This is a genomic window from Skermanella pratensis, from assembly GCF_008843145.1.
In the GTDB taxonomy this organism is placed as follows: Bacteria; Pseudomonadota; Alphaproteobacteria; order Azospirillales; family Azospirillaceae; genus Skermanella; species Skermanella pratensis.
The window spans coordinates 4,439,099-4,465,426 of the sequence record NZ_CP030265.1 but is presented as its reverse complement, the minus strand read 5'-3'; the positions used below and the strand labels follow the sequence as shown (position 1 = coordinate 4,465,426).

Genomic DNA, 26,328 nt, shown 5'->3' with positions numbered 1-26,328 from the left:
CCGCGTCGATATGGTTGCTACCTCAGGCGGAGTTATGATCAAGGTGATGTAATCGTTCAGAATCTGAATCTATCCTCAATACGCATGGCGAAAAAACACCAGGGATGGAATAGTTATCAATAGAATCCGGATATCTCCCATTACGCTTCTGTTGATGACGTGCTCGCAGTCTACAGAAACTCTTTGATCGAAGGTGGATTTATTCCTGTATCTCACCTGCCATAAACCAGTAATTCCTGGCTTTATCGAAAGTATCAGCTTGGCCTTTTCGCCAAGAGGGTCGATCTCGCATGGGAGATAGGGGCGTGGGCCAACCATGCTCATGGAGCCGGCAATCACGTTGAAAAGCTGAGGAAGCTCATCCAGACTAGTCAGGCGCAGGAAGCGCCCGAACTTGGTCACTCGCGGATCGAGCCTAAGTTTATGGTATTTCTCATATTCCGCCCTCAGCCTTACATCGCATGCGAGAAGGCGCTCCATGACGATGTCGGCATCATGGCACATCGTGCGAAACTTGTAGATTTTGAATGAGGATCCATTCAATCCGCGTCTGTATTGTCCATAAATACAGGGCCCAGCCGATGTGATCTTTATCATGATCGCGATCATGATCATCAATGGAAATAAGAAGGTGATTGCCAGCAGTGACAGGACGATATCAATAAAACGGCTTACGCATCCTGCCAACCACCTCGATTTCGCTTCGTGCCGGATAGAAACGAACCGATCGTTCATCGAATCATCAGATAGGCTTTCAGTCATACCAAGCCACTCCTGATCAAGGGAGAATATCTGAAAAGACCTCGCCGGCCGACAAGAACCATCAACCTTGCCGGTTTCTCTAGCGATGGCATAAGAAAATACTCTCAACGGGATGATTTCATCATTGCTTCACGATGAATCTCACTTTAGCAGCACCCTTCATCGCATGTTGAATGATTTCGATTGGAAATGACTTAGCATGTGCAGCAAGTTTAGTCGACGTCCCATTAGAGATAGGTTATTTGTTTATAGGAATAATTACTAATACTTTTAGAGAAAGTATCTAGCCACCAGAGTTAACAATACACAGATGGGTAATTTTTCAGTTCTTGATAATGCAATGATTGTATATGATACGCTTATATTATTGCTTATACCTTTCGCTATTCTGATTGGTATTCGGCTTTTCAACCAACTTTTGGGTGTGTACTTATGGTTACGAATACTTTTTTTCAGTGGGCAATGCATTGATACCTGAGCGAAGAGTATTCGTGCGGCGCGAAATATGAATCTCCAAAATCATTGATCAGGCCGGCGACGGCGTGACGTTGTGGAGTCTATGCCACTGTGACCTCCCCACCCTCAAGGGACGGGCTAAGTACCCAGAGGGTGCCCAGCCCGAACTTCCGATGGGGTCAACCACCCAACGCGGCTTCCCGTCACTCGGCCGGCATGGCTGACCATGACTGCGTCTGGGCTGCGAAGAAGTCGGTCACCGCCTCTATCACGCGCAACTGCTCGCAACTGGTCATGTCCGTGTAGAGCGGTAGTCGGAGAAGGCAATCAGCCGCCCTTTGGGTCACCGGAAGCGGCATGGGCGTCCTGCAGTGCCGCACGCCCATGGGGGCGGAATGCAGCGGCACGAAATGGGTCGTCGCCTGGATGCCCTGTCGCTTGAGGCAGGCTATCAACTGGGTACGGACATCGGACGTTGGTAACATGACGTGGAAGAAATGGAAATTGCTGCGCTGGTCTTCCGGGATTACAGGTAGGCGAAGCCACCCCTCGTCGGCCAGAGGAGCCAGGTGCGAAAGATAATTCTGGTAGAGGCAACCACGCCGTTGCGTGATGCTGTCGAGCATTTCAAGTTGGGGGGCCAGAACCGCAGCCGCAGCCTCGCTCATCGTCGCCGAGGATCCGAGCGTGACCCAGGTGTATTTTCTCACCTGACCCATGAAGAACTGGCGCCGGTTGGTTCCCTTATCCTTATAGAGCTGGGCGCGGTCCTCGAAATCCGGATTGTTGACCAAGAGGGCGCCGCCCTCGCCCGAGGTGATGTTCTTGGTGTGGTGGAAGCTGAACGCTCCCAGATCACCGATGCTGCCCAGTGCCCGGCTCCGGTAGAAGGACCCTACGGCCTGCGCCGCATCCTCGATCATGGTGATGCCGTGCCGCTGCGCGAGGGCGGTGATGCGATCCATGTCCGACGAGACGCCCGCATAGTGGACTGCGCAGATCGCCTTAGTGCGCGACGTGATGGCCTGCTCGATCAGGTCCTCGTCGATGGTCAGCGTGTCGGACCGGATATCTACAAATACCGGAATGCCCCCTGCAAGGATGACGGCATTGGCCGTCGAGCAGAAGGTGTAGGACGGCATTATCACCTCGTCGCCCAGCCCGATCCCACTAATGCGCATTGCCACCTCCAGCGCGGCCGTGCAGGATGGGGTCAAGATGGCTTGGCGGATGCCGAGGGAGTTCCGCAACGCGGTGAGGCACCGGGCGGCTGCGGGTCCATCGGTTTCGATAGCGCCTGCGGCGACGCTGGACAAGCTCGCCGTCTCGCCTCCCGTCAGACAAACACGGTGATTGGGAATGGCGGGCAGCATGGGAGCCGTTTCGACATTCCCGGGCAATTTACTATCAACTGAAAGTACCGCAGCAGGGACATCATTGACTGGGACGCTTTCTTGGATGTCCGTTGTGTCCATTTACTACTCCATATCTCACTGCGGAAATCGACCGATTTTGCCGGCCGCGCGGTATAGTGGTGCGACGTACGAAGGCAAATACGATAAATGAGAAATGACTGTCGAAGAGCGTCCTTTTTGGTTGATTTATTGTCAAGATAAGCAATCCAGGCGCTGGCTCCATACAAGGTGCTAGAATTTTATCAACACTCATCTACCTTCTTTTGAGTTTTGCACAGCACTTGGCGGGGAGATTTACACGGTCTGGACCTCCGGAAAAGAAAAGATCGTTTTCACAATCCAAAACTATTATGCCATTGGAAAAAGATTTCCGTCACGCTCGATGGTATATCATACCGGAGTATTGTATTCGCCTGGGCCGCCGCCGAGGCCGGCTGCATGCAAGTGGTATCCATGACCCAATAGCATGAGGAGCGAAGGGCTGCTTTATACTGATGATATGAACGCCTATAAACGGGAGAGCCAGTCATAGAGTATATTCAGGATTTTGTCATAGTAAACATCGAGATCAATCAAGTATTTTGAACTCAGTGTTTTGCCAGTTAACACATTTTAATACCGACCCAGACTACCAAACTTGGTATTTTGAATAAAAACTAAGTAAAAATTATATAAACAATGTTTAATTCTATAATGTAAATGACATAATAACTTGTCAGCGCTATGAGTGTTCTGGAAGTTACTCCTGCAGCCTGAGAATTTCAGTCTGAAGCACCTAATTTTCTGCTAATGATGTTATCAATGTTCCGGCGCAGTGGGAGGGGCCGGGAACCCTGGATCGCCGGATGTCCAATGGAGTAGCCAAACACCTTACCTCTGGCGCACCGCACCATGCAGCGGCAGCACGGAACCGGCGGCATTCCCGATGCGGCTCACGGCTGGAGTGGCGCTGAGAAGGCCGGCAATCTCCAGGGAATAGGCGAACCGCAGCACGATCCCCCATAGGAAATAGTAGGGGATGATGATAAAGGGCTTTTCGAGCCCATCCTCACCCAGGGCGAGGATCCACACCATAAGGAAGAATGCCATGCACAGGATCAGGCGCTGGCGCCATACATGCCAGCCCATGGCCTTTGTCGCCTGCATCGAGAGCCACCAGACGCGGATCATCTGCGTATGCATCCAGATCCATGCAACGAAACCGACGAGGCCGAGCCTCGCCACGACCGACATGTAGGAATTGTGGGGTTCGCGGACGTCGACGGACATTTCCGCGCCAACAGGCGCATATCCGAACTCCACCAGCGGCATGCCGTATCCAAGGCCGAAGAGCAGGGTCCCGGGGCTGCTGACCAGCCTTTCGAGAATGTGCGCCCACCAGCCAAGCCGCATGGATACCCCTTCGGCCGCAGCCTCCACCGCCACATCCTTCGCGGACCCGAACATGCTCATGAAGTGGTTGACGAAAAAGTCCAGGCTGAGCCGCTCGCCGAAACGAGTTTCCAGTTGGAAGCCCAGAAGCAGCGGGACAGCCCCCGCGATCGCGAGTATCGGCCACCAACGGGCGGCGCCGTAGAGGCTTTTCCGCTGGGTCAGGAACAGCAGTACCAGGACGCCAAGGATCTGCAGATAGACCGTCCTGGTGTGCAGCACAACGATCGCGAAGATCAGGATGCCTCCCGACAGGATGTCGATCACTGCCGCGGGCGCCCGGAAATGGTTCCGGAACAGCAGCAGGAAGACCGCCCCCCATATTAGGATCATCCCGCCCTGCTCCCGCGTGAAGGAGAACAGCAGCGAGACGGTCTGTCCCGATCCGCCGGTCAGTTGCGGCCCCATCTCCGCCAGCGTATCGGCGAGCGGCGTCATCAAGCGGTAGGCCGTGGCGACCATAAGGGTGACAGCGATCCATTTCAGGACCAGTTCCATGCGTTCCTGGTTGGCCGTCAAGGCGAAGGCCAGGATGAGGAACATGGATTCGATGACCTGCGACGCGTCCCGGAATGCCCAGATCCCATGCTCCAGGAAGCCCATTACCGCACGGGTTAGCCCGTACCCCCACCAGATCCCGAGCGGCGCCAGGAGTGCCAGCCTGCCCAGACGCGATAGCACGGTGAAGTGGTTCACCGTCAAGATAAGTACCGCCAGCAAAAGCTCGGCGAGGGGTATGCCGTTACCTGGTGGCAGCCTCACCTGCATGAAACCGTAGCCGAACAGCATATGGCATGCAATGAACGTCATCAGGATGTGGATCTTGAGATTGGCCGGTTTCATGTTTTCGCCCAGGAACGAGGAGACCGGTCTCGAAAGCGCGAGCCATCCGAACGGATGCGACTGGGCGAAGTTGATCCGCCGCTGACCTCGTTCCTAGATGCGCGAAAGAAGCAATACCAAATCTGTGTTCAGGATAGAGAATCGTATGCAGGACCGTCTTGGGTCCAGTTCGCCTCTGCCAGATGTTCAGTCTCGGCATTTGACGTAGCGGATCGGGGTCGAACCGTTGCGGCTCCCTTGTCCATGCCTATCAGATGCACTCATAGGGGGTGAGGCCCTTCAGGTCCCTGAGCCGGCGGGCGAAGTTGTAGGCGGTGAAGAAGTCGGCGAAGTAACCTCGAAGCTGGTCGTGGGTGTCGTAGTTGTTCCGGGAACAGGCGAATTCGAAGGCATGGGTGCGGAAAACCTCGCCGCCCAGCAGCGCCAGCTTGCCCCCTCCGCGGCACCGGTCCGCAAGGGGCGTTCTGTTGCGTTCGGCTGATTTTCGCTGCAAACCTCCGCCTGCGGGCCGGAGGGCGGCCAGCGGTCCGCGGGAGGGCAGATTGGGGAGAAGCGCGTGAGATCACCGAGGCGCGTGCAGGGCGACCCTCCGTTCCTGCTTTCGACATCACCGCCGACCCGGAACCAGGAGCGGCTTGCCGTCTGCGTGCTCGTGGTCCTGCTCGCCGAACTGCTGGTCACGGCGCCGTTCGCGCGTATCCCGCTGGCCGGCACCGAGATCCTGCTGCCGGCCTATGGGGCCGCGATACTGCTGATCGAGCTGATAACCTCGGCCCTGCTGCTGGCGCTGTTCTCGGTCCAGCAGTCGCGAGCCGTCCTAGTCCTGGCGATCGGCTATCTCTTCTCAGGCCTGATGGTGATCCCGTGGACGCTTACTTTTCCAGGCGTGTTCGAGGTGTTCGGCCTGGACGCGGGGCTGCAGGTCACCGCGTCGATCGCCGCCCTGCGCCGCCTGGGATTTCCCCTTTTCGTGCTCGCCTACGCGCTGCTGAAGGATGGCGGGGCGCCGGTTCGCGGGTCTCGCGGCTCGGTACGGGGCGCGATCGCCGGAAGCGTCGCCGGCGCGGTCGCCGCGGCCTGCGGCCTGACCTGGGTGATCCTGGCCAACGACGATTCGTTGCCGACCTTCATGCGGAATGCGAGGAACGTCACCGATGCATGGCAGTATGTTCCGGGCACGGCGGTGGTTCTCTACCTGGCGGCGCTCGCCGTCCTGTTCGTCCGCCGGCGATCGGTGCTAGACCTCTGGCTGATGGTCGTGATCTGCACGCTGCTTATCGAGATCATCCTGCTCTCCTACATCAGCGCCGGAATCCGCCTGAGCGTGGGGTGGTGGGGAGGGCGGTCCTACGGGCTGGCTTCCGCCAGCATGGTCCTGCTCGTCCTGCTTTCGGAGTCGACGACCCTCTATGCAAGGGTCGCCCGCTCGGTTTCCGCTGAGCGCCGCGCGCGCGCGACGCGGCTTACCGCGATGGAGGCCTTGTCGGCCCTGATCGCCCACGAGATCAACCAGCCCCTGGCGAGCATGGTCACGAATGCGGGTGCCGGGCTCCGCTGGCTCGAAAAGAAGGACCCGGACATTGCGGAGGCCCGGGCGGCGCTGAATCGCATCGTGAGCGACGGCCATCGCGCCGGCACCGTGATCGAAAGCATCCGGACGATGTTCAAGAAGGATGCCCGCGATCGCGTGCCGCTGGACGTCAACCATCTGATCGACGATGTTCTGCGGCGCGGGCAGGACGATGCCCGGCTCGGCCGCATATCCGTCGAAACGGACCTGGAACCTGGACTGCCGACCGTGACCGGCAACCCGATCCAGCTTCAGCAGGTATTGTCCAACCTGGTCGCGAACGCGATCGACGCCATGTGCTCCGTGACAGGCCGGCCGCGTGTGCTGCGGATCACCTCCCGGATGCACGACCCGGGGGAAATCGCGGTATCCGTGGAGGATTCCGGACCCGGCATCGATCCGGAGCACCGGGCCAGGATCTTCGAGCCGTTCTTCACGACGAAACCCGACGGAATGGGCATGGGGCTGATGTTCTGCAGATTGATCATCGAGGCTGGGGGCGGGAGGCTCTGGGCGACCGACAATGTCCCGCAGGGCGCGGTCTTCCGGTTCACGCTCCCGAGCAGCGACGATCACCTCCGGCCGGTCGGGGGACCGGGCCGATGAGCCTGCCGCAGTCCGTCGTCTTCGTCGTCGATGACGATCCCTCCGTCCGGGAGTCGATCCGGAGCCTGCTGCGTTCGGTCGGTCATTCGGTGCAGGCGTTCGACACGACGCAGGCGTTCATGCTCGGCGAGCGGCTCGACGTCCCCGGCTGCCTGATCCTCGACGTCAGGCTGCCGGGCTCCAGCGGGCTGGAGTTGCAGCGCGAGCTGGCCGGATCGGGAATCAGCATTCCGATCGTCTTCATAACCGGGCACGGCGATATCCCGATGTCGGTGGCGGCGATGAAGGCGGGCGCGCTCGAGTTCCTCACCAAACCCTTCCGGGACCAGGATCTGCTCGACGCGGTCCACAGGGGCATCGAGCTGGACCGGGGGCGCCGGGAGGAGCTGGCCATGCTCGCGGAGTTACGGGAACGCTTCGCGACGCTGACGCCGCGGGAGCAGGAAATCATGGCGCTGGTCGCCGCCGGCCTGATGAACAAGCAGATCGCCGGCGAGCTTCAGCTCAGCGAGGTCACGGTGAAGGTCCATCGTGCCCAGGTCATGCGCAAGATGCAGGCGAGGTCCCTGCCGGACCTGGTGCGCTTCGCGGACAAGCTGGGCGCCGTTACCGCAAAGCCCTAGTCCGCCGATACCAGAGTATAATTGCTCAAATCCGCCGATTGTCCCCATGATTCGCCTCGACGCGGGAACGCCTTCGTCGGGGAAGGACCGGGAAAGGGACGGAATGTCCGCAAACCTGCTGATTGCGGTCGTCGACGACGACGACTCGGCTCGGGAGGCCGCGGTCAGCCTCGTCAGGGCGATGGGGTTCACGGCATCGGGGTTCCGGAGCGCCGCCGAGTTCCTGAATTCCGGGGAAGCGGCGCGGACCGCCTGCCTGATCGCGGATGTGCGGATGCCCGGCATGGGCGGGCTGGACCTGTACCGCCAACTGGTCGCGTCGGGCACTCCGGTGCCGACCGTCCTGGTCACCGCCTTTCCCGAGGAGGCGACCCGCGCCCGCGCGTTGAGGGCGGGGGTCGGAAGCTATCTGGCCAAACCGTTCGAACCGGACGAACTGCTCGACTGCATCCGCTCGGGCTATGCCCGGGGCGCAGGGGAGCCGGGCTGATCCGGACCGCGGGCGATCTTCAGAAAACAGATCCTGCATGGGAGACATAGAGATGACCGACACGAAGCTTCACCTGCTCACGCCCCACAATTGCCAGCTGATCTTCATCGACCACCAGCCGCAGATGGCGTTCGGGGTGCAGTCGATCGACCGACAGGTCCTGAAGAGCAACACCGTGGCCCTGGCCAAGGCCGCGAAGATCTTCAACATTCCGACCACGATCACCACCGTGGAGACCGAAAGCTTCTCGGGCTTCACCTATCCCGAACTGCTGGACGTCTTCCCCGGCAAGAAGCTGCTGGAGCGGACCTCCATGAATTCCTGGGACGACCAGAAGGTCCGCGACGCCTTGGCCGCGAACGGCCAGAGGAAGGTCGTCGTCTCCGGCCTCTGGACCGAGGTGTGCAACAATTCGTTCGCCCTCTCGGCCATGCTGGAAGGCGGGTACGAGATCTACATGGTGGCCGACGCGTCCGGCGGCACCTCGAAGGAGGCGCACGACTATTCCATGCAGCGCATGATCCAGGTCGGCGTCGTGCCCGTGACCTGGCAGCAGGTGCTGCTCGAATGGCAGCGCGACTGGGCGCGCCGGGATACTTACGACGCGGTCATGGCCCTGGTCCGGGAGCATTCCGGCGCCTACGGCATGGGCGTCGACTATGCCTATACCATGGTCCACAAGGCGCCGCAGCGCACCAGGGAGCCGAACGAGACCCTGGCGCCGATCGCCGCCGGGTGACCGGCCCCGCAGGATCGGGCTGCGCGCGCCGCCGTGCGCGCAGCCCGGGCTGGACAGGACCGGCAGGAGTCCGGAGCAGTTCGACCCCGCTGCTTTGTCTCCGGCAAAAGCCGGCTCCGGAGTGCCCTGGACTGCATCCGCTTCGCTTTCCGACGGAGGATATCCCATGACGGCCGCCGTCGAACGGACCCCGGCTCCAGCCTCCGCCGGCGGCGCCTGGAGCCCGTTCAAGCACGGGACCTTCCGGGCGCTCTGGATCGCGACCGTCGCGTCCAACATCGGCACCTGGATGCACGATGTCGGCGCGGGCTGGTTCATGACTTCGCTGTCGCCCAGCCCCTTCATGGTGGCGCTGGTCCAGGCCGCGACCACGCTGCCGATGTTCCTGTTCGCGCTACCGTCGGGAGTCCTCGCCGACATCGTTGATCGTCGCCGGTTCCTGATCGCCGCCCAGCTCTGGGGCCTTGCCGCCGCGATGACCCTTGGCACGCTGGCGCTGCTCGGGCTGGTCACTCCCGCCATCCTGCTCGTCGCGACCTTCGCGCTCGGCACCGGTGCCGCCATGAACGCGCCGGCGTTCCAGGCGATCGTGCCCGAACTGGTCCCGAAGGAGGAAATGTCCTCGGCGGTGGCGCTGAACAGCATGGGCATCAATGTCAGCCGGGCGATCGGTCCGGCGCTCGCCGGCGCGATCCTGTCCTTCGCCGGCCCCGCGGTCGTCTTCCTTCTGAACGCGCTCTCCTTCCTCGGGGTGCTGATCGTGCTCCTGGCCTGGAAGCGCGAGGCGACGCCGAACCGCTTGCCGCCCGAGCATTTCGTCCCGGCGGTGCGCGCGGGCCTGCGCTATGTCCGCGAAGCGCCGGCCCTGCGCGCCGTCCTGGTCCGCGCCGTCGCCTTCTTCGCCTTCGGCAGCGCCGCCTGGGCGCTCCTGCCCATCGTCACCCGCAACGAACTGGGGGAGGGGCCCGGAGGCTACGGCATCCTGCTCGCCTGCATCGGCGTCGGCGCCGTTACGGGCGCGCTGCTGCTGCCCCGCTTTCGCGCCCGTCTCTCGGCGGACCGGCTGACGGTGCTCGCCACCTGGGCATTCGCGGCGGCGACGCTGGCGCTGGCCTTTGTCAGGACCTTCGAACTGGTGGCCGTCGCCATGCTGGTCGCGGGGTTTTCCTGGATAGCGATGCTGTCGACACTGAATGTCGGGGCGCAGCAGGCGACCGCCGGCTGGGTGAAGGCCCGAGCGCTGTCGGTCTTCCTCGTGGTCTTCTTCGGCTCGATGGCCGGGGGCAGCGCCGTCTGGGGGCAGGTCGCGACCCTGGCCGGCACGCCGACGGCCCTGGCGCTCGCGGCGGTGGGCCTTGTGCTCGGCTCGGCGGCGGCGCTGCGCTACTCGCTGGCCGGAGGCGCGGGGCTCGACCTGGCACCTTCGATGCACTGGCCGGCGCCGATGGTCGACCATGACCCCGAGCCGGACCGCGGGCCGGTCATGGTCACCGTGGAGTACCGGATCGATCCGGCCGACGGAGCCGCCTTCGCGGCGGCCATGGCGGACCTGGGGCGGGCGAGGCGGCGGTCCGGCGCCCTGTCCTGGGGAGTGTTCGAGGACGCCGCCGCGCAGGGGCGGTTCCTGGAGTACTTCATCCTCCAGTCCTGGCTCGAGCACCTGCGCCAGCACGAGCGGGTCAGCCGGACCGACCAGGCCCTCCAGGAGCGGGCGCGCGCGTTCCACCACGGTGCCGAGCCGCCGCGCGTCTCGCATTTCCTCGCGCCCGCGGCGGGCGGGGCGTCATGAGGCCTATCGGGAGGAAGCGACCACCCGTCCCGGGTTGAGGATGCCGGACGGGTCGAGCGCCGACTTCAGCCGCAGCATGGTCGCGATCTCCGCCTCCGACCGGGTGAAGCCGAGCCATTGGCGCTTCAGGACGCCGATCCCGTGTTCGGCCGACACCGAACCGGAGAAATCGCGCACCATGCCGTAGAGAAGGCCGTCGACGCGCTCGTAGACAGCCTTCTCCACCGGGGCGTCGAAGCCGACGACGACATGGATGTTGGCGTCGCCGAGATGCCCGTAGATCAGGACGGCGGCCTCGGGCACCGCTCCCGAGAGGGCGGTTTCCAGGACCCGGACCGCATCGATCATGCGGCTGATCGGGATCGACACGTCGTAGCCCTTGGAACTCCGGAAGAGGGTCGAGTATTCGGCCGGAGCCTCGTCGCGGATCGCCCAAAGGCGGCGGGACTGGTCGATGCTCTCGGCGATCACCGCGTCGTTCAGCCAGCCCTGCTCCAGGGCGTCGGCCAGGAAGCCCTCCAGGCGCTCGCGCAGGTCGGCATCGGTGACGGCGGGGTCGTCGCCGAAGACGTCGATCAGGACGGCGGGAGTAGCACTCTCGGCAAGGGGCGATCGGTAGTGCGGCCCGCGTGCGGTGATCGCCGACAGGTAGCCGGGCCACATCGCCTCGAAGGCGGCGAGGCTCGAACCGAGCCGCTGGCGCGCCGTCGACAGGGCCGTGATCAGGGATGAATCGTCGGCGACGGCCAGCCACGCCGTCGCCCGGGCCCTGGGCGCCGGCTGCAGGCGGAGAACCGCCCGCGTGACGACGCCGAGCGCCCCCTCGGCGCCGATGAACAGCTGCTTCAGGTCGAAGCCGGTGTTGTTCTTCAGCATCCCGCTCATGTCGCTGAGCACCGTCCCGTCGGCCAGGACGGCTTCGAGGCCCAGCACCTGCAGGCGGGTCATGCCATAGCGTACGACCCGGATGCCGCCGGCATTCGTCGCGATCGTGCCGCCGATCGTGCAGGAGCCGCGGGCACCGATATCGACGGCATAGAACAGGCCGGCGTCGGCGGCGGCGGCTTGGACCGCCGCGAGCGTCGTTCCGGCTTTCACCGTCATGGCCATGGCTGCCTGGTCGATCGCTTCGACCCCGGTCATCCGGTCCAGCGACAGCGCCACTTCGCCTTCGCGGGCCGAAGCACCCCCGGCCAGTCCGGTCAAACCGCCCTGGACGACCACGGGCTGTCCGGCGGCGGAGCAGAGCCTGAGTGCCGCCGAGACCTGTTCGGTCGTTCGGGGGCGAAGGACGGCACGGGGCCTGCTCCCTTGCAGGCCGCTCCAGTCGCTGGCGTGCCGCTCCCGGTCGGGCATGTCGGTCGAGACCGCGGTCGGGCCGAGGACGTCCACCAGGGCATCTAGAAGAGTGCTGAATGCGGCGTCGGACGGCATCGGCAGGCTTCCTCCGGTCTTTTCTTGATGTTCCAGCCGCGAGGCATGGCCGTGTCAAGCGGCCGGTCTTCGAGACATAACAGCGGTCCGGCCTGTTGTTCACCATTGAGCGTTCAAGCCGATGGAGAGACTATAAATGACCAGCGAAACCGAAGCCGCAGCCAAGGACCAGCAGCGCCTGAAGGGCGACACGTCCATCCCGCAGGGCGGCGGGGAATCCGGCAAGCAGGATACCACGACGGCGCCCGCGAAAGGGGGGAGCCGGGCCCCGGATGGGGATTCAGACCCCAACCTCAAGCCGGCCAAGCCGGGCGACAGCTGACCCGTCAGTTCGAGCCCTCCGGGGCCTCCCGGTAGGTGACGACCGCTTTGCCGTCCTGGGACAGCAGGATCATGTCGCCGCTTTCGGGATGGCTCCAATAACGTTCCGGCATGTCAAGGCTCCGGCGGAGCATAGGCGGGCCGTAAGCCCGCTGGAGCGTTTTTTCGATGCCGGCATAGGCGGTCGCGTCTGCGACCAATTCTACCCCTCTCAGCAGCGTGTCGTCGTCGAAGCAGAACAGCACCTTGTCGAACCGGCTGCCTTGAAACTGTACGGGGCCGGGCATCTCCAGCAGGCAGCCGAAGCCCTGGCCGTTGAGGATGGCGTCGTATCGGGATGCCCGCTGCACCTCGTCCACCGTCATCCCCCACCTGGTGAATTCCCAGTGTGCCAAGCTTGTGGCCGGCCCGAAGACCAGTGCTACGAAGAAGGCAAAAGACCCACGCATCACACGCCTCCGCTGGACAGTGTCGATGGTCTCTTCTTCAGAACACCTGGCCGTGATGATCGTGTCCCGGGATGTGGGGAATGTTCTCCGTTCCTTGATCGAGTTCTGAAACAATCAGGCTGTCACGGCCAAGCAACTCGACCGGAGGATTATCGCTGACATGAGCGGAGCTTTCCAGCGTCGAGTGTCGACTCGCGAAGGACTGCCGATATCCAATACCGGCGGCCGGCCGGTTCGTGAAACCCGGTCCGGAACGATGAGATTTCAGTCCCCGAAATCGCGGGCGAACACCAGGATGGAATTAGCGGGGATCGTGACGGCGGCCGACCAGGAAAGCCCGTTCAGGCCCGGTCCGTCCGCCCGGACCGATCCGCCGTTGCCGGCCGCCGCAGGGTTCACCCAGTTCTCGTAGAGGTCGCTGTTGAAGACCTCGAACCACTGCCCCGGCGCCGGCATCGGAATCCGGTAGCCGTACTGGGTCGCCTCGTTCAGGCTCGCCACCACCACCACATCGCGGCCCAGGCCCTCGGCCCATCTCTGGAAGACCAGCACGCGGGAGCCGTTCTCCATGGAAACCGTGCGGATCCCTTCGCCCCGCAGTGCGGGGTGCTTCCGCCGCAGCCATGCCAGTTCGCGCGTGAACCGGTGGAAGTCGATCATGGTCTTGTCGTTGCCCAGGCCGTCCCAGAAGAGAAGCGCGTCCCGGTGGTTCGGCGGATCGTCGGCCCAGCGTTTGTCCTCGTAGAATTCCTGCCCCATGAAGAGCATGGGAATGCCGGGCGCCGTCAGGACGAGGCCGGTCGCCACCCGCGACCGGCTGGTCGCGTACCAGGTCCGGGTCTGCCGGCCGCCGCCCACGGCCAGCGAAGGGATCCGGGCGTTGCGGTCGCGGTAGACCTCGTCGTGGCTTTCGACGTACTGGACGGCGCGCCAGGCGTCCCGGAAACCGGGCGCGCGGAGATGGTCCACGACCGGCTGCCAGTCGACGAAGGCGCCCTGTCCGCCGGCCGCCTGCTCGATGACGCCGCGGATCGCGGTGCGCAGCCCGTCGTGCCAGTTGGCATGGAAGCCGGCGCCGCCCTGGTCCTGCGGACGGACGACCGCGGGTTCCGGTCCCCAGTATTCCGCGATGTTGATGGCGGAAGGATCCTGATGGGTAAGCGTCTCGTTCAGGTGCTGGCAGAACAGCCAGCCGGAGCCGGCATTCTGCCGGTCGATCACGGTCACCTGGTCGTAGCGGAAGCCGTCCACATGGTACTCGTCGAGGAAGAACCGGGCGTTGTCGATCAGGAACTGGCGCACGTCGCCTTTCCAGAAGGCGAACACCGGACCGGTATGGTCCTGCTCCGTGAAATAGAGGCTGTCGTTGGGGTCCGTGCCGCCGGCGCGGTCGAAGAAATAGATCGATTCCGGCTGGGACCTGACATCGCCGGACGCGTGGTTGTAGACCACGTCGAGCAGGACCGCGATGCCGTAATGATGGCAGATATCCACCAGTGCCTTGAGTTGGTTGATGCCGACCGCGAGAACCGCGCGGGTCAGCGGCGCCTTTCCTTTCCCGGCCAGCAGCCGGTTCGCCAGGCCGAGATACCGGTCAAGCTCGGCGTCCCCGACCTGATAGTCCATCTCGGGCGAGAACAGGTCGGAGCCGTTGTATCCCATGCTGCGCGACGTGCTGTATTCGACGATGGGCAGCGGTTCGATCGCGTTGATGCCCAGGTCCGCCAAGTATTCGACCCGGTCCAGGACATCGAGGAACTTCGCGACCCGGTTCGGGCGGTCCGGGCCGTACCAGGTCCCCACATGGAGCTGGTAGATGATCAGGTCGCGGAAATCCGGCGTGCGCCAGCTCCAGTCCTGCCAGGGGAAGCTGCCGGCCGAGCGGAGGATGCAGTCGGGGTTGGGCCAGGCGACCGTCAGCTCGCGGGCATAGGGATCGCGCTTGAAGCCTTCGGTGCCGTCGCCGGTGACGTAAAACTTGTACTTGTCGCCGTCCCGCGCATCGGGCGCGAACCCGGTCCAGCGGCCGTCGCCGTGCTTCGCCAGGAGCGAGGAATCGTCCCGGGCCCAGCCGTTGAAATCGCCGCAGACATGGACCTTCCTCGCGCGCGGCGCCCAGACGCGGAACGTGGCGCCGCCTTGGACCAGGTTCGCCCCCATGGGCGTCGCCGGGGTGATGTGCTGCTGGGATGCGGGCATCGGATCAATCATACCCCCCGAACATGAACAGCTTGATCTGCTCGTCCGTGTGATTGTACAGGGCATGCAGCTGGCCGGTCTTGCAGATGGCGAGGTCGCCCGCCTCCATCTGGCGCAGCTCGAAAGCGCGTTCCCGGTCGGGAAACTTGCACCAGTCGCCCACCAGCATCAGCGCGCTGCCTTCCATCAGCAGGAACACTTCCTGGTTATCGCGGTGACGGTGGATGCCGATGCCGCACCGGGCGTTGAGCAGGTGCAGGTCCATGTAGTCGACGGCCATGAAGCGCTCCAGCTCCGGGCCGGCGGGCTTGGGTCCCGCTGCCTGCCGGCCGTTCCAGGCGTCGGCGCCGAAGTTCCATGAGTTCAGCTCGCGGCCCAGCTCCGGCTCCCAGCGGTTGCCCAGCACCGATCTGCGCCTGTCCTCAAGGGAGAAATAGTTCGACAGCAGATTGCGGTATTCGAGGAAGCCCACGCCGCCATGCGGGTGGCGGCTCTGTCCGACCTGCAGGTAATTCCGCCATCCGCGAAACAGCATGTTGAACTTGTAAGTATAATTGTTGCCGCCGTTGTTGTCCCAGACCTGCAGGGAGTCGTTCGCCCAGGCGACCTCCACCGTCACCGGAAGCACCGGATGCATGGTGTGGTCCGTCGCGCGCTGGATCATGTCGACCGGGGACGGATCGTTGGTCTGCGCGATCGGCCGGTTCGCCTGGTCGCGCTCCCCGCTGATCGCCGGTCCGTGGAAGGCCGATCGCTCGCCGCGGACGATGGTGGCATCGGCGACGATCGCCCCGAGATCAAACGCGGCGCGGCCCTTGTCGCCCAGCCGGTCTTGCAGGTCGCGACCCGGATAGGCCCAGATCTCGACCTCGTACCGGTCGGTGCGCGGGTTGTAGGGCAGCATGACGGGAAAGGGCGTGGCATTGCCGCTGACCCTGATCCAGGCGCGGATGTTGGATTTCAGCGGGGAGCCCGCCTCGGCCGCCTTCGCGGCCAGCCGCGTGAAGGGGCTTGCGGAGTAGGAGAGCTTGAGGAAGCTGCCATCCCAGGGATCGGCGCTGGCGTAACCCCGGGCGAGCCAGCAATCCTCCAGGTTGAAATCCGCGACGTTCTGTTTCTGGAAGTCCTGTTTCTCGTCCTGCTGCCGCGGGTCGAGCAAGCCCGAGTTCGGCGGCCTCGGGCCGTAAAGCGCCAGATCCCTGAATGGGAACAGGAAGTCCAGGCTGCCGGCATCGTAATGCTCGCGGTCGGCCGCCAGCTCCGCCTTCGCCCAGGTGTCCATCATCCTCAGGATCGGGTTCTGGTCCTGGTAGTCGGGACCCCGTCCCGGGGACACCGCGATGTTGTTCCGGATCTCGGCTTCGATAATCTGCATGGACGTCATCCTGTGCCGGGTCGGGTGCTCTGATTCAGGCGCTCTGATACAGAAATGCGACGAACCGCAAGGTCTGGGTCGCATGGGTGTTCTTGATGCCGTGTACGCCGCCGCTCTTGGTGAAGATCACGGAGCCCGCCTTGACGTCGAGCGGCCGTACCGGCTTGGGATCCAGCCCGAACACGTGCCGCTGTTCGATCGGGTGATCGTCCGGCAGGTCGGGATGGTCGGCAGCGCCCATGTAGGCGATGCCTTCGCCTTCGTACACGAAGTAAAGCTCCTCGCTGCCGATATGCTGGTGCGTGCCTTCCACCACCCCGGGCGGCACCGCCACCTCGTGGAAGAAGACCATGGAGGAGGAGAACTCGTCCTGAAGCAGCCACCTCATCTCCAGGATGTTGTCGGGCCGGGCGAACGGGTTGTCGGAGGACATCATGGCGTTGCGATAGCGGACCGGCGCCACTTTCTTGATATCCGGTATGAAGAAGCCCCGGCGGAAGTTCAGCGTGTAGGTCCCCTTCAGGATGGTGTTCCTGTCGCTGCTGGGCTCGTCCGTGTTGGGGACCTGGAGATTGCGGAAGTAGAAGTCGTCCCTGGCCACCTCGGTGTCCGGCAGGAAGTAGCCGGAGGTCTCGGTGACGTCGTCCTCCAGGAACTCCAGGTCGACCTCGCGGATCAGCTTCACGTCCGCCGTCTTCGCCGACAGCTTGGGCACTTTCGTGATCGCCCCGTTGCGGCCCATCTGGGTCAGCACCTCGATGTCGTGATGGTCGCCCTCGCCGGGTTCGAGGGTATTCCACAGTTCGACCTGATAGGCGTCGACCCATGGACAGTAATAGAGCCGGATGACCGGATCGTTCTCGTTCAGGAACTGCGCCTGGGTCAGGTCGCGCTGCTCGTGGTCGAGCCACAGGCGGATGCGCGCCCGCACCGCCGCACCGCCCAACCGCCCCTTCACCCGCATCGCCTCGACCAGCCGCGCCGACCGGTACTCGACCCGCAGGAAGTTGGTGTAAAGCATCGAGTCCTTGTAGACCTCGCCCTTCAGGACGGTGATCTCCGCCTTGGTCCGGACCTCCTGCACATTGTACCGGTACCGTTCGGACCGGGTCGCGTTCAAGTATTGGTCGTGGTAGATGCGGTCGGGAAAGAACACGACCTGGAAGACGCTCGCGTCCACGCTGTTGAAGATGTCCTGGAACCGGAAATCCATGGCCGTTCCTCGTTCCGTCCTGGTTAAACCGCCTGCTTGAGAATGTCCGCGACGCGGAACGAATTCGCCTGGATCGTCAGCGTCGGGTTGGCGCCGCCCGACGTCGGCATGAAACAGCCGTCGGTGACGTAGAGATTGTCGATGTCCCAGACGCGGCAGTCGGGATCCAGCACCGACGTGGCGCGGTCGGTGCCGAAGCGCGCGCCGCCCAGGATGTGGTTCGCGATGCGGACGCCCTGGCCATAGACGCTGCCTTCCCCGATGACGCCCCTGTTCCACGGGATGCCCGTGCCCTCCCGCTTCGTTCCGGGAATTCCCGCCAGCAGGATGTCCTCGCACACGCGGGCCAGGGTGTTCATCACGTGGCCGTCGTGGGGATGCCAGTCCTTGACGACCCAGGCGCTCTTGCGGTTCCACTTGTCGCGCAAGTCGCTCAGCCGGATGCGGTTCTTCCGCCAGGGAACCTGGTTGGCCATGAAGCTGACGCTCAGCCGCGTGCCGAAATCGGCATCCATCCAGCCGAGCATGCCCTCGCCGGTCTTGTCGGGGTCGTTGTCGAAGCCCTCCCACCAGGTATCGAGGTCGTTGGCACCGTCCGTCCGCGCCAGGGTGACGGGCAGGGACTGGTCCGACGTGTTGTTGTAGATGGCGGCGCCGGCCCACATGTTGTTGCTGCGCAGGAAGTCGAGCCGGCTCGTCCAATCCGTTGCGTAGTCGCTGTCCAGCGACTGCGTCTTGTCGAAGCGCCTGCCGTCCGGGATGCTGACCTCCGCGCCGCCGAAGCAGTGGGTCAGGAAGTATCGGCCGAGGGGGGTGCCGTCCTCGTCGTGGCGCAGGAGCTTGCCCAGCCCGGTGGGGTCCTCTTCCGCCGACAGCATCAGCAGCCGAACGGATTCGATCGCCGAACAGGCGACCACCACGATTTTTCCCCCGACGCTTTTCGGGAACCCGCTGGCGTCGCGGTAATGCACCTTGGTGATGCGCTTGCCGCTCGCCTCCAGGTGAGTGACGGTGCAGTTGGCCCGCAGGTCGATCCGGCCGGGATGAGTCCGCATCGCGGGGCGAAGCAGCGAAACCCAGGTGTTCGACTTGTAGCCCAGCGGATCGCCGTAGCGGTTGACGTAGCCCGTCTTGACCCATCCCGGCGTCGGCCGCCCGCTGGGGGCATGGGCTTCGGTGATGACGGCAAGGGGCGTGCGATAGACCTGGGCGCCTATGCTCTTCATCCCGTCCAGGGCGAACTGGCTGATCGGGTTCGGGGAGAGCGGCGTCTGGTAGCAGTTCTTCGGGAACTTCTTCTCCTGGGCCGGCGCCCCGGTCTGCACATCGTCGACGGTGCCGTTGATGCCGACCAGCGTCTCCGCCTTCTCGTAATAGGGCAGCAGGTCGTCGTAGCCGATGGGCCAGTCCCGGATATCGACGTCGGGATCGGCGTAGGGATCGTTAGGCAGCCCGGCGGGGCGGTCGGCCGATGCCAGCATGAAGTCCCGTTCCGGGAAACGAAGGGAAACGGCGCCGTAGAGCTGGGTTCCGCCGCCGACGACCTGGGCGGTGTAACCCTCGACCGTGACGCGGGGATCCTGCTCGTCATGCCCGGACCACAGGTGCGGCTCGTCGTTCAGGTCGGGCTCGATGTGGCTGGAATAGAAAGGCCGGTTCGTGTTGCCGGCGCCGTCCCAGTTGATCCGCTTCTCCGGCCCCGCGTTCAGCAGTTCGTCCCGCTTGAAGTCGCTGAAGCCGCCGGCCGGGTTGTCCTCCTGCGTCCTGAGTTTCGGGCCTTTCTCGAGGACCAGGATGCGCAATGCCCGGTTCTCCAAACCCGCCAGTTCCGACGCGATCGGCGCCCCGCCGGCGCCGCTGCCGATGATGACGATATCGTATTCCTCAGCCACGACCCGGCCCTCCTAGCCCACATACTCGTTGTTGGTCCCGAGCGGCTTTTCGATCGCCTTGCGCCAGTCGAAGACGCCGTTGCCCCCGGGATCGCGGAAGCGCTCCTCCAGGAAACGCCAGCCCACGGCCATCGCATTGCCGCCGTACTTCGGATGGGAGAAGGCGCCGAGGAAGGTATGCCGCCGAACCATGCGCAAGAAATGCGAGGGATTGTCGTAGACCGACAGGTCCCAGCCCGGCACCTGGCCCCACATTTCCCCGTAGAGCCTGGTGAAAGCTTCCTTGGTTACATTGTCCGGCTCCGAATAGGGCTCCCGCAGGCGCAGGATCTTCTCGATTTCGCGCAGGCAGATCGCGTAGTCGATCCGGTTATGCCGTTCTTCCCGGGCCAGCACCTTGTCGATGAAGTTGACGACGCCCACGGCTTGGTCCAGTTCATAGACATCCCTGGGCAGCGGGTTGCCGGGGGAGCGAAGGAACTCTTCCGCGGCCGGGGTCCGGAACGGCAGGATATGCTGCACGAACCGGCTCAGGATCCGGCGCTCGTGGGCCTGCAGGACGATCGGCCTGGTTGTTTCCTCCGTGAAGAAGCGCGACCAGGTCCGCCCGTCGCCGTCCTTCTCGGTCTGCGGGTTGACGCGATCCTGGTGGTAGGCGCCGCCGACCTGGAACAGGTATCTGTGACAAGTTCGCTTAGGAACCCTGATCGTTACATACCAGTACAGGGAGTCCGGGATCTCACGCAGGGGGATCCGGTCGTAAAGAGCCCTGAACGTTCCGATCAATCCGACGGAGTCGGGCCGGGCCTCGTCCATTTCCCGGCGCCAGACCAGGGTGACCTGGTTGAATCCGGGCTCCCGGTCGGACTCGATGGCTGGAAAACGCCAGCCTTCGCTGAAGCGTCCGCGCGGATCTCCGGCCAAGTGACCGTTGTAGGAGTGCCGGAGGTCGTTGTTGAGCCGCGCCAGATGTTTCGCGCACAGGTCAAGGACATGATCGTCGTCGGTCGGTTCGACAATGGTGGCAAACGTCATGATCCCTCCGGGATGGAAAGACGTTAGAGTTTCAAGTCAAGCGTTCATACGAAAATTCGTGGGCCGGCTAGAACGAAGCGGCACCCGACGCCGGCACGTCTGCTCGTCGGCTGCTGCTTCGCTTGAGCTGATCTGCAGTCCTGATCGGATTTTTATTGGTCAGAATGAGCTTATAGTTAAAATTACTACTCCGATATCTGTTATAAGTAGCCATGAATTCGGTTATATGTACCAAAGTGGAGAGGCCTATATTCAAGGAGACCGGCGATCCGGCTGATTTACGGGACCGCTACCTGCTCATTGGTGACACGCCGAAAGCGGAATAGGATGCCGGTTCGGCCGTGCGGTACCCTGATGGCGACCACGGCGCGACGCTTCCATTGAGTACTCGGTGCAGCAAGAGAGATTTCGTGATGAAATGCCCTGCCTGCGGCCATCAAGACCAATGCGGGGATTTCTATTGTCGCCATTGCGGGACGGCTCTGAGAGCCCGGAGCCGGGATGGGGAAGCGTTGCGGCCGCAAGGGCAGCGCCGGCAGATGACGGCTCTGTTCTGCGACATTGTCGGCTCGACCGCCCTGTCGGAGCAGTTGGATCCGGAGGACATGTGCAACGTCATCCGGGCTTATCGTGACGTCAGCACCGGTGTCGTCGAGCGGTTCGACGGCTGGATCGCCCGGCATCTTGGTGACGGCATCCTGATTTATTTCGGCTATCCGGCCGTTCAGGAGAACGATGCGGAGCGGGCGGTCCGGACCGGACTGGCCCTGGTCCGGGCCGTCGCCGGACTTGTGCTGCCGTCGAGACCCGGCCTGCGCGTCCGCGTCGGGATCGCGACGGGCCTGGTCGTCGTGGACGACCTGGCCGACCGGTCCGTTCTGGAGGAGCGGATGGTCATCGGCGGTCCGCTCAACCTGGCGGCCCGCCTGCAGACGCTCGCCGAGCCGAATTCGGTGGTGATCGCGGAGACGACGCGCCGGCTGATCGGCGGGCTGTTCGACTGCACCGACATGGGCGACCAGGAGTTGAGGGGCTTCGCCAAGCCCGTCCGGGTCTGGCGGGTGGACGGCGAAAGGAACGTGGCAAGCCGCTTCGCCGCCCTGCACGACACGGGATCGACTCCGATGATCGGCCGCGAGGAGGAGTTCGCGCTGCTGGCGGACCGCTGGCACCGGTCGGCGGCGGGCGACGGTCAGGTGGTGCTGCTCGGCGGAGAGCCCGGCATCGGCAAGTCGCGCATGCTCCATGAACTCTCGCGCCATCTCGGCATCCCGCCCGACGGCCGGCTCGACTTCTCCTGCAGCCCGCAGTTCCGGCACACCGCGTTCTTTCCCGTGATCGAGGCTCTTGAGCGGGAGGCGGGGCTCGCGGCGGACGACCGGCCGGAGCGCAGGATCGACAAGCTGAGGGCCATGCTCGCCCGGTCGGGCTGCCTCGTCGACGAGGTGCTACAGCCGATCGCATCCCTGCTGTCGATCCCGTTCGACGACCGCGGCCGGCCGGTCATCCAGGACTCCGGCCAACGCAGGGAACTGATGCTCGACGCCCTGGCGGCCCACTTCGGCGGACTGGCTTCCCGCCGGCCCATGTTGCTGCAGGTCGAGGATGCGCACGCCGCAGACCCGAGCACTCTGGAGTTGCTGACGCTGATCATGAATCGCGCCCGATCGCTGCGGCTGATGTTGATCGTCACGTTCCGGCTGGACTTCAACCCGCCCTGGACGGCGGACGACCGGTCCCACTGCACCAGCATCGTGCTGAAGCGGTTCACGCCGGAGCAGTCCGCGATGCTGGTGACCAGCGTCGCGCAGCGCGGGGCGCTCCCCGATCGCGTGATCGGCCGGATCATCGGCCGGGCCGACGGCGTTCCCCTCTTCATCGAGGAACTGACGAGGGCGGTGCTGGAATCCAGCGTCCCCGAAAATGGCTGGGGCGGGCCGTCCGACCTGCCGGCCACGACGATTCCCGCCACCCTGCACGATCTGCTGATGGCCCGCCTCGACCGGCTGGCGCCGGGCAAGGAGGTGGCGCAGATCGGTGCCGTGATCGGACGGGAGTTCTCCCACGACCTGCTGGCCGCGGTGTCCGACCTGGACGACCGCGCCCTGAGCGATGCCCTGGACCAGCTCACCGGAGGAGGGCTCCTGCTGTCCCACGGGACTCCGCCCAAGGCGACATACAGCTTCAAGCACGCGCTGATCCAGGAGACCGCCTACCAGGCGCTGTTGCGCGGCAAGCGGCGGCAGCTGCACGGCCGCATCGTCCGAACCCTCGTCGGGCGCTTTCCGGATACCGTCCGGAACAGGCCCGAACTGGTCGCCCGTCATTACGAGGAGGCCGGCCAGTTCCTGGAAGCCGCCCAACACCGGCTTATCGCCGGACAAAGGGCGTTGGCCCAGTCCGGCAGCCTCGAGGCCGTCGAGCAGGTGAACGAAGGGCTGCGCCTTCTCGCCAGGCTGCCCGAGGGGATCGGGCGGGATCGGCTCGAGATCCCGCTTCAGATCACGCTGGGGGCGGCCCTCGCCGCCACGAAGGGGCTGGCCGCGCCGGAGGTGGGCGGCGCCTATGTCCGGGCCCGCCAGCTGTGCGAGCAGATCGGTGAAAGGACCCAGCTCCTCACGGCGCTCTACGGCCAGACGGAGTTTCATCTCGGCCGCGCCGAGTTGAGGCATGCGCTCGCCATCGCCAAGGAACTGCTGGCCGAGGCCGAGCAGCAGCGGGAAACGTCGGCCCGGCTGACGGGGCACACCGCCGTCGGCGTCATCTCCTTCTATCTTGGGCAGCTCGAGGCCGCGGGCGGTCATCTGGAACAGGCGATAGCGCTCCACGACCTGCCGCAGAGCCGGAACCTGCCCCTGGTGCAGCCGTACAACCACCGCATCAAATGCCTCGGCTTCCTGTCCTGGAACCTGTTCAGCCGGGGCTATCCCGACAAGGCCGTCGAACGGCAGAAGGAGGCCCTCACCCGGGCCAGGCTCCTGTCGCACCCGGCCACCCTGGCTTTCGCGCTCGAACAGGCCAGCGACTTCTCCGCCTATGCGGGCGCTCCGGAACAGGTGGCCGACCTGACCGGGGAGCTGATCGGGCTGGCGTCCGACTGCGGCTTCGCCTCGGCGCTGGCCGCGGGGAGGATCCTCCGGGGATGGGCGCTGGTTCATCTGGGGCGGACCGCCGAAGGCATGCCGATCATGCAGGAGGGCATGGCCGCATACCGGGCGACCCGCGGCGAACTCGGCATTCCCTTCCATCTCGCCCTGTTCGCCGAAGCCTTGAGCAAGGCGGGGCGGGCGTCAGAAGGGCTGGTGCTCATCGACGAGGCGATCGAGCGGGCGGAGCGGTGGGAACTCGGGTCGCAGGCGGAACTGCAGTGGCGCCGGGGCGAACTGCTGATCGCGGTCGACCAGGGAGCGGCGGCCGAAGCGGCCCTGCGCCGGGGACTGGACATTGCGCGCGGGCAGAACGCCCGGATGCGCGAACTCCGGGCCGCCACCAGCCTCGCCCGCCTGTGGCAGCGCAGGGGGCGGCGCCGGGAGGCGCGGGAGCTTCTGGAGCCGATCTATTCGTGGTTCGGGGAAGGGCTGGATACCCGCGACCTGAAGAACGCCCGTGCGGTTCTGTCCTGGACATGACGGCGCCCGATGCCAACCCGCACGGGATCGAATTCGATCAGGGGCCGCGGCAAACGGGGTATGACCTCACCTCGGGCGAGACCGGACGGCCCAGGTGCGGTTATGCTATGCGGATTACCGGTCTTGTCCGGCTGATTGAAGAGGTGTCATCATGGGATTGCTGTTCGCGCTCGTCCTTATTGGTGTTCCCACCGTGGTCGCGTTTCTGGATATGATGAGATCGGAGAAGTCCGAAGCGGCTCATCGCTGAGTCCGCGCCGACCGGGCCGGCGTCTGCCGCCGCGGTAGACGCCGGCCCGGGTCGCGGCCGTCCAGATCCCTGTTCCGCTCGCGCAGATCCTCGGTCATGACGCCGCCGAAAACGCTCCAGGCTGCAAAAGGCACGCCCAGGGCGGCGGCGACCCCGTCCACCCTGGATGCCCGCTCCACATAGCCGGCGGCTCCGGCGACCAGCACGGCGCTGCCGACGGCGGCTCCCGTCAGGCTGCGCTCGCCGAAGAAGATCTTGGCCCATCCGCTCATGATGGCGATGTCGAGCGCGCACAGCGCCAGAGCGGCATCGCGCTCGGGGCTGGGCGCCGACCGCATGAGCCTGTACGCGCCGACGCCCAACAGGGTGCTCAGCACAGGCCAGGCCGCCCCGAACACCGGGTCGGGCGGCTTGTATGCGGGCTTCTCCAGGCTGTCGTACCAGTCCCGAATGCCTGGATGGGTGGGATCGGGGCTGTAGCGCCGGCTGAAAAGCCCGCTCAGCGCCAGCGCGCCGCCCACGGCGAGGGCCGCCGTTCCGGGTGAGAAGGTCCGTCGCGTGCCCATGATGAGACTCCTGAAGTCTTGGTCCGGCGAGGGCAACAGACCCCTCCGGTTTTGGTTCCGGCCGGTGCTATGCCTGCCCGGAAACCTTCCGGGGCAGCGCCGGATCGGGACCGCCGGGCCCGGCGGATGGCGACGGGCTTCCGGAGGGCCGCGCCGCCAGGAAGATGCCGCGCAGGTCGATGCTCGACCGCTGGCCGATATGTCCCCAGTTCTCGGTCAGCCAGGCGTCGGCCGCGTTTTGGCCGAGCGACTTGAGATGGAGCAGGAAGTCCAGCTCGGCGTTCATCTTGCTGGTGGCGCCAAGCGCGCGCATGCGTTCCTCGTCGCCGATCATGTGGATGTTCATCCGCTTCAGCCGGCTGCTCGATCCACCTTCCACGTCTTCCTCGATCAACCGCTGGACGAAGGCGATGGCTCGCATCTCCGCCATGAGCGACGCGTTGAAGCTGATCTCGTTGACCCGGTTCATGATCTCGATGCTTGTGCGAGGGGTGCCCTTGCGCACCAGCGGATTGATCTGGACGACCGCGACGTCGCGGCTGTCGCAGTGATAGATCAGCGGCCAGATCACCGGGTTGCCCATGTAGCCGCCGTCCCAATAGGGCGCGCCGTCGATCTCGATCGCCTGGAACGTGAAGGGCAGGCAGGCCGAGGCGAGCAGCACGTCCAGCGTGACCTCGTGCCGCCAGAAGACGCGCGCCCGGCCGGTCTCCACGTTGGTCGCCGCGATGAACAGCTTGATGCCGGAACACCCCTGGATGTCCGCCTCGTCGATCAGCTCGCTCAGCACCGTGCGAAGCGGATTGAGGCCCAGCGGATTGCTCTGGTAGGGCGACAGCAGGTGCTGGAACCATGTCAGGACCCTGGTGGACGGCGCATGGTCCAGGTTCCACCGGCCGAGCAGACGGTCCACGAGGCTGCGCCGGATCGGGTTGAAGTGCGACAGCTCGGAGGTCCTGCGCCAGAACCGGTCGAGGGTCGCCCTGGCCCCCGCCCGACCGCCCCGCGTCCAGCCCTGGGCCAGGGCCGCCGCGTTCATGGCGCCGGCACTGGTCCCGCTGACCCCTTCGATGACCAGGCGCTGTTCGTCCAGCAGGCGGTCCAGCACGCCCCAGGTGAAGGCGCCGTGGCTGCCTCCGCCCTGAAGCGCCAGGTTGATGGTCTTGGTGCCGTGTCCCTCGATCTTCATGCGGATCTCCCCTTGCGCCGGGATAATCCTATGCTGCGCCGCCAAAAGGCAA

At 64.3% G+C, this 26,328-nt stretch carries 19 protein-coding genes and 1 pseudogene; 7 read left to right on the top strand and 13 right to left on the bottom strand.

Going from position 1 to position 26,328, the window contains the following annotated elements:
• Nucleotides 1-75: 75 nt before the first annotated feature.
• The 4 genes and pseudogenes from DPR14_RS20510 to DPR14_RS29150 form a co-directional block, all read right to left on the bottom strand.
• Nucleotides 76-870 (bottom strand): sugar transferase, encoded by a 795-nt coding sequence (locus DPR14_RS20510; RefSeq protein ID WP_158046797.1) that lies wholly within the window; start codon nt 868-870, stop codon nt 76-78.
• Nucleotides 871-1,421: 551 nt separating this feature from the next.
• The gene (rffA, locus tag DPR14_RS20505) at nt 1,422-2,693 is read right to left on the bottom strand and encodes a dTDP-4-amino-4,6-dideoxygalactose transaminase (protein ID WP_211103837.1); all 1,272 of its coding nucleotides are present in this window, start codon (nt 2,691-2,693) and stop codon (nt 1,422-1,424) included.
• Nucleotides 2,694-3,503: 810 nt separating this feature from the next.
• Complete coding sequence (locus DPR14_RS20500) at nt 3,504-4,907, bottom strand: O-antigen ligase family protein (RefSeq protein ID WP_158046796.1); 1,404 nt, start codon at nt 4,905-4,907, stop codon at nt 3,504-3,506.
• Nucleotides 4,908-5,091: 184 nt separating this feature from the next.
• A pseudogene (locus DPR14_RS29150) lies at nt 5,092-5,277 on the bottom strand (IS481 family transposase); the annotation flags it as partial.
• A 186-nt stretch (nt 5,278-5,463) separates the two neighbouring features.
• Here DPR14_RS29150 and DPR14_RS20490 point away from each other — a divergent pair.
• From DPR14_RS20490 to DPR14_RS20470, 5 genes are all read left to right on the top strand, one after another.
• Nucleotides 5,464-7,083 carry an ATP-binding protein gene (locus tag DPR14_RS20490; protein WP_211103836.1) on the top strand — a complete coding sequence of 540 codons (1,620 nt, stop codon included), beginning with the start codon at nt 5,464-5,466 and terminating at the stop codon, nt 7,081-7,083.
• Entirely contained in the window at nt 7,080-7,706 is a 627-nt protein-coding gene (locus tag DPR14_RS20485) for a response regulator transcription factor (protein ID WP_192499058.1), read from the top strand. The genes DPR14_RS20490 and DPR14_RS20485 overlap by 4 nt, the downstream gene beginning before the upstream one ends.
• 103 nt (nt 7,707-7,809) lie before the next feature.
• Complete coding sequence (locus tag DPR14_RS20480) at nt 7,810-8,196, top strand: response regulator transcription factor (protein ID WP_158046794.1); 387 nt, start codon at nt 7,810-7,812, stop codon at nt 8,194-8,196.
• A gap of 52 nt (nt 8,197-8,248) precedes the next feature.
• The gene (locus DPR14_RS20475) at nt 8,249-8,935 is read left to right on the top strand and encodes a hydrolase (RefSeq protein ID WP_158046793.1); all 687 of its coding nucleotides are present in this window, start codon (nt 8,249-8,251) and stop codon (nt 8,933-8,935) included.
• 166 nt (nt 8,936-9,101) lie between these two features.
• Entirely contained in the window at nt 9,102-10,724 is a 1,623-nt protein-coding gene (locus DPR14_RS20470) for an MFS transporter (protein WP_158046792.1), read from the top strand.
• Between the two features lie 3 nt (nt 10,725-10,727).
• On the opposite strand, the gene DPR14_RS20465 is transcribed toward DPR14_RS20470, so the two are convergent.
• Complete coding sequence (locus DPR14_RS20465; RefSeq protein WP_158046791.1) at nt 10,728-12,158, bottom strand: FAD-binding oxidoreductase; 1,431 nt, start codon at nt 12,156-12,158, stop codon at nt 10,728-10,730.
• 136 nt (nt 12,159-12,294) lie between these two features.
• On the opposite strand from DPR14_RS20465, the gene DPR14_RS20460 reads away from it, so the two are divergent.
• Nucleotides 12,295-12,480, top strand: a complete 186-nt coding sequence (locus DPR14_RS20460) for a hypothetical protein (protein WP_158046790.1) — start codon at nt 12,295-12,297, stop codon at nt 12,478-12,480.
• 4 nt (nt 12,481-12,484) lie between these two features.
• Here the strand turns inward: DPR14_RS20460 and DPR14_RS20455 are convergent, their stop codons facing one another.
• From DPR14_RS20455 to DPR14_RS20430, 6 genes are all read right to left on the bottom strand, one after another.
• The gene (locus tag DPR14_RS20455) at nt 12,485-12,928 is read right to left on the bottom strand and encodes a hypothetical protein (protein WP_158046789.1); all 444 of its coding nucleotides are present in this window, start codon (nt 12,926-12,928) and stop codon (nt 12,485-12,487) included.
• A 264-nt stretch (nt 12,929-13,192) separates the two neighbouring features.
• A complete protein-coding gene (locus DPR14_RS20450; protein WP_158046788.1) occupies nt 13,193-15,127 on the bottom strand; it encodes an alpha-amylase family glycosyl hydrolase in 1,935 nt (644 codons plus the stop codon).
• 4 nt (nt 15,128-15,131) lie between these two features.
• Nucleotides 15,132-16,502: a cupin domain-containing protein gene (locus DPR14_RS20445; protein ID WP_158046787.1), complete on the bottom strand. Its 1,371-nt coding sequence runs from the start codon at nt 16,500-16,502 to the stop codon at nt 15,132-15,134.
• A 34-nt stretch (nt 16,503-16,536) separates the two neighbouring features.
• A complete protein-coding gene (locus DPR14_RS20440; RefSeq protein WP_158046786.1) occupies nt 16,537-17,715 on the bottom strand; it encodes a cupin domain-containing protein in 1,179 nt (392 codons plus the stop codon).
• A gap of 23 nt (nt 17,716-17,738) precedes the next feature.
• Entirely contained in the window at nt 17,739-19,607 is a 1,869-nt protein-coding gene (locus tag DPR14_RS20435) for a GMC oxidoreductase (RefSeq protein ID WP_158046785.1), read from the bottom strand.
• Between the two features lie 12 nt (nt 19,608-19,619).
• A complete protein-coding gene (locus DPR14_RS20430; RefSeq protein ID WP_158046784.1) occupies nt 19,620-20,642 on the bottom strand; it encodes a gluconate 2-dehydrogenase subunit 3 family protein in 1,023 nt (340 codons plus the stop codon).
• 539 nt (nt 20,643-21,181) lie between these two features.
• Between DPR14_RS20430 and DPR14_RS20425 the strand changes: the two genes are divergently transcribed.
• On the top strand, nt 21,182-24,271 hold the full coding sequence (locus DPR14_RS20425) for an ATP-binding protein (RefSeq protein WP_192499057.1): 3,090 nt from the start codon (nt 21,182-21,184) through the stop codon (nt 24,269-24,271).
• A gap of 240 nt (nt 24,272-24,511) precedes the next feature.
• On the opposite strand, the gene DPR14_RS20420 is transcribed toward DPR14_RS20425, so the two are convergent.
• Together DPR14_RS20420 and DPR14_RS20415 are read right to left on the bottom strand one after the other, a co-directional pair.
• Nucleotides 24,512-25,087: a TspO/MBR family protein gene (locus DPR14_RS20420; protein ID WP_158046782.1), complete on the bottom strand. Its 576-nt coding sequence runs from the start codon at nt 25,085-25,087 to the stop codon at nt 24,512-24,514.
• A 67-nt stretch (nt 25,088-25,154) separates the two neighbouring features.
• Nucleotides 25,155-26,276, bottom strand: coding sequence for a patatin-like phospholipase family protein (locus DPR14_RS20415; protein ID WP_192499056.1), 1,122 nt, complete (start codon nt 26,274-26,276; stop codon nt 25,155-25,157).
• Nucleotides 26,277-26,328 lie beyond the last annotated feature (52 nt).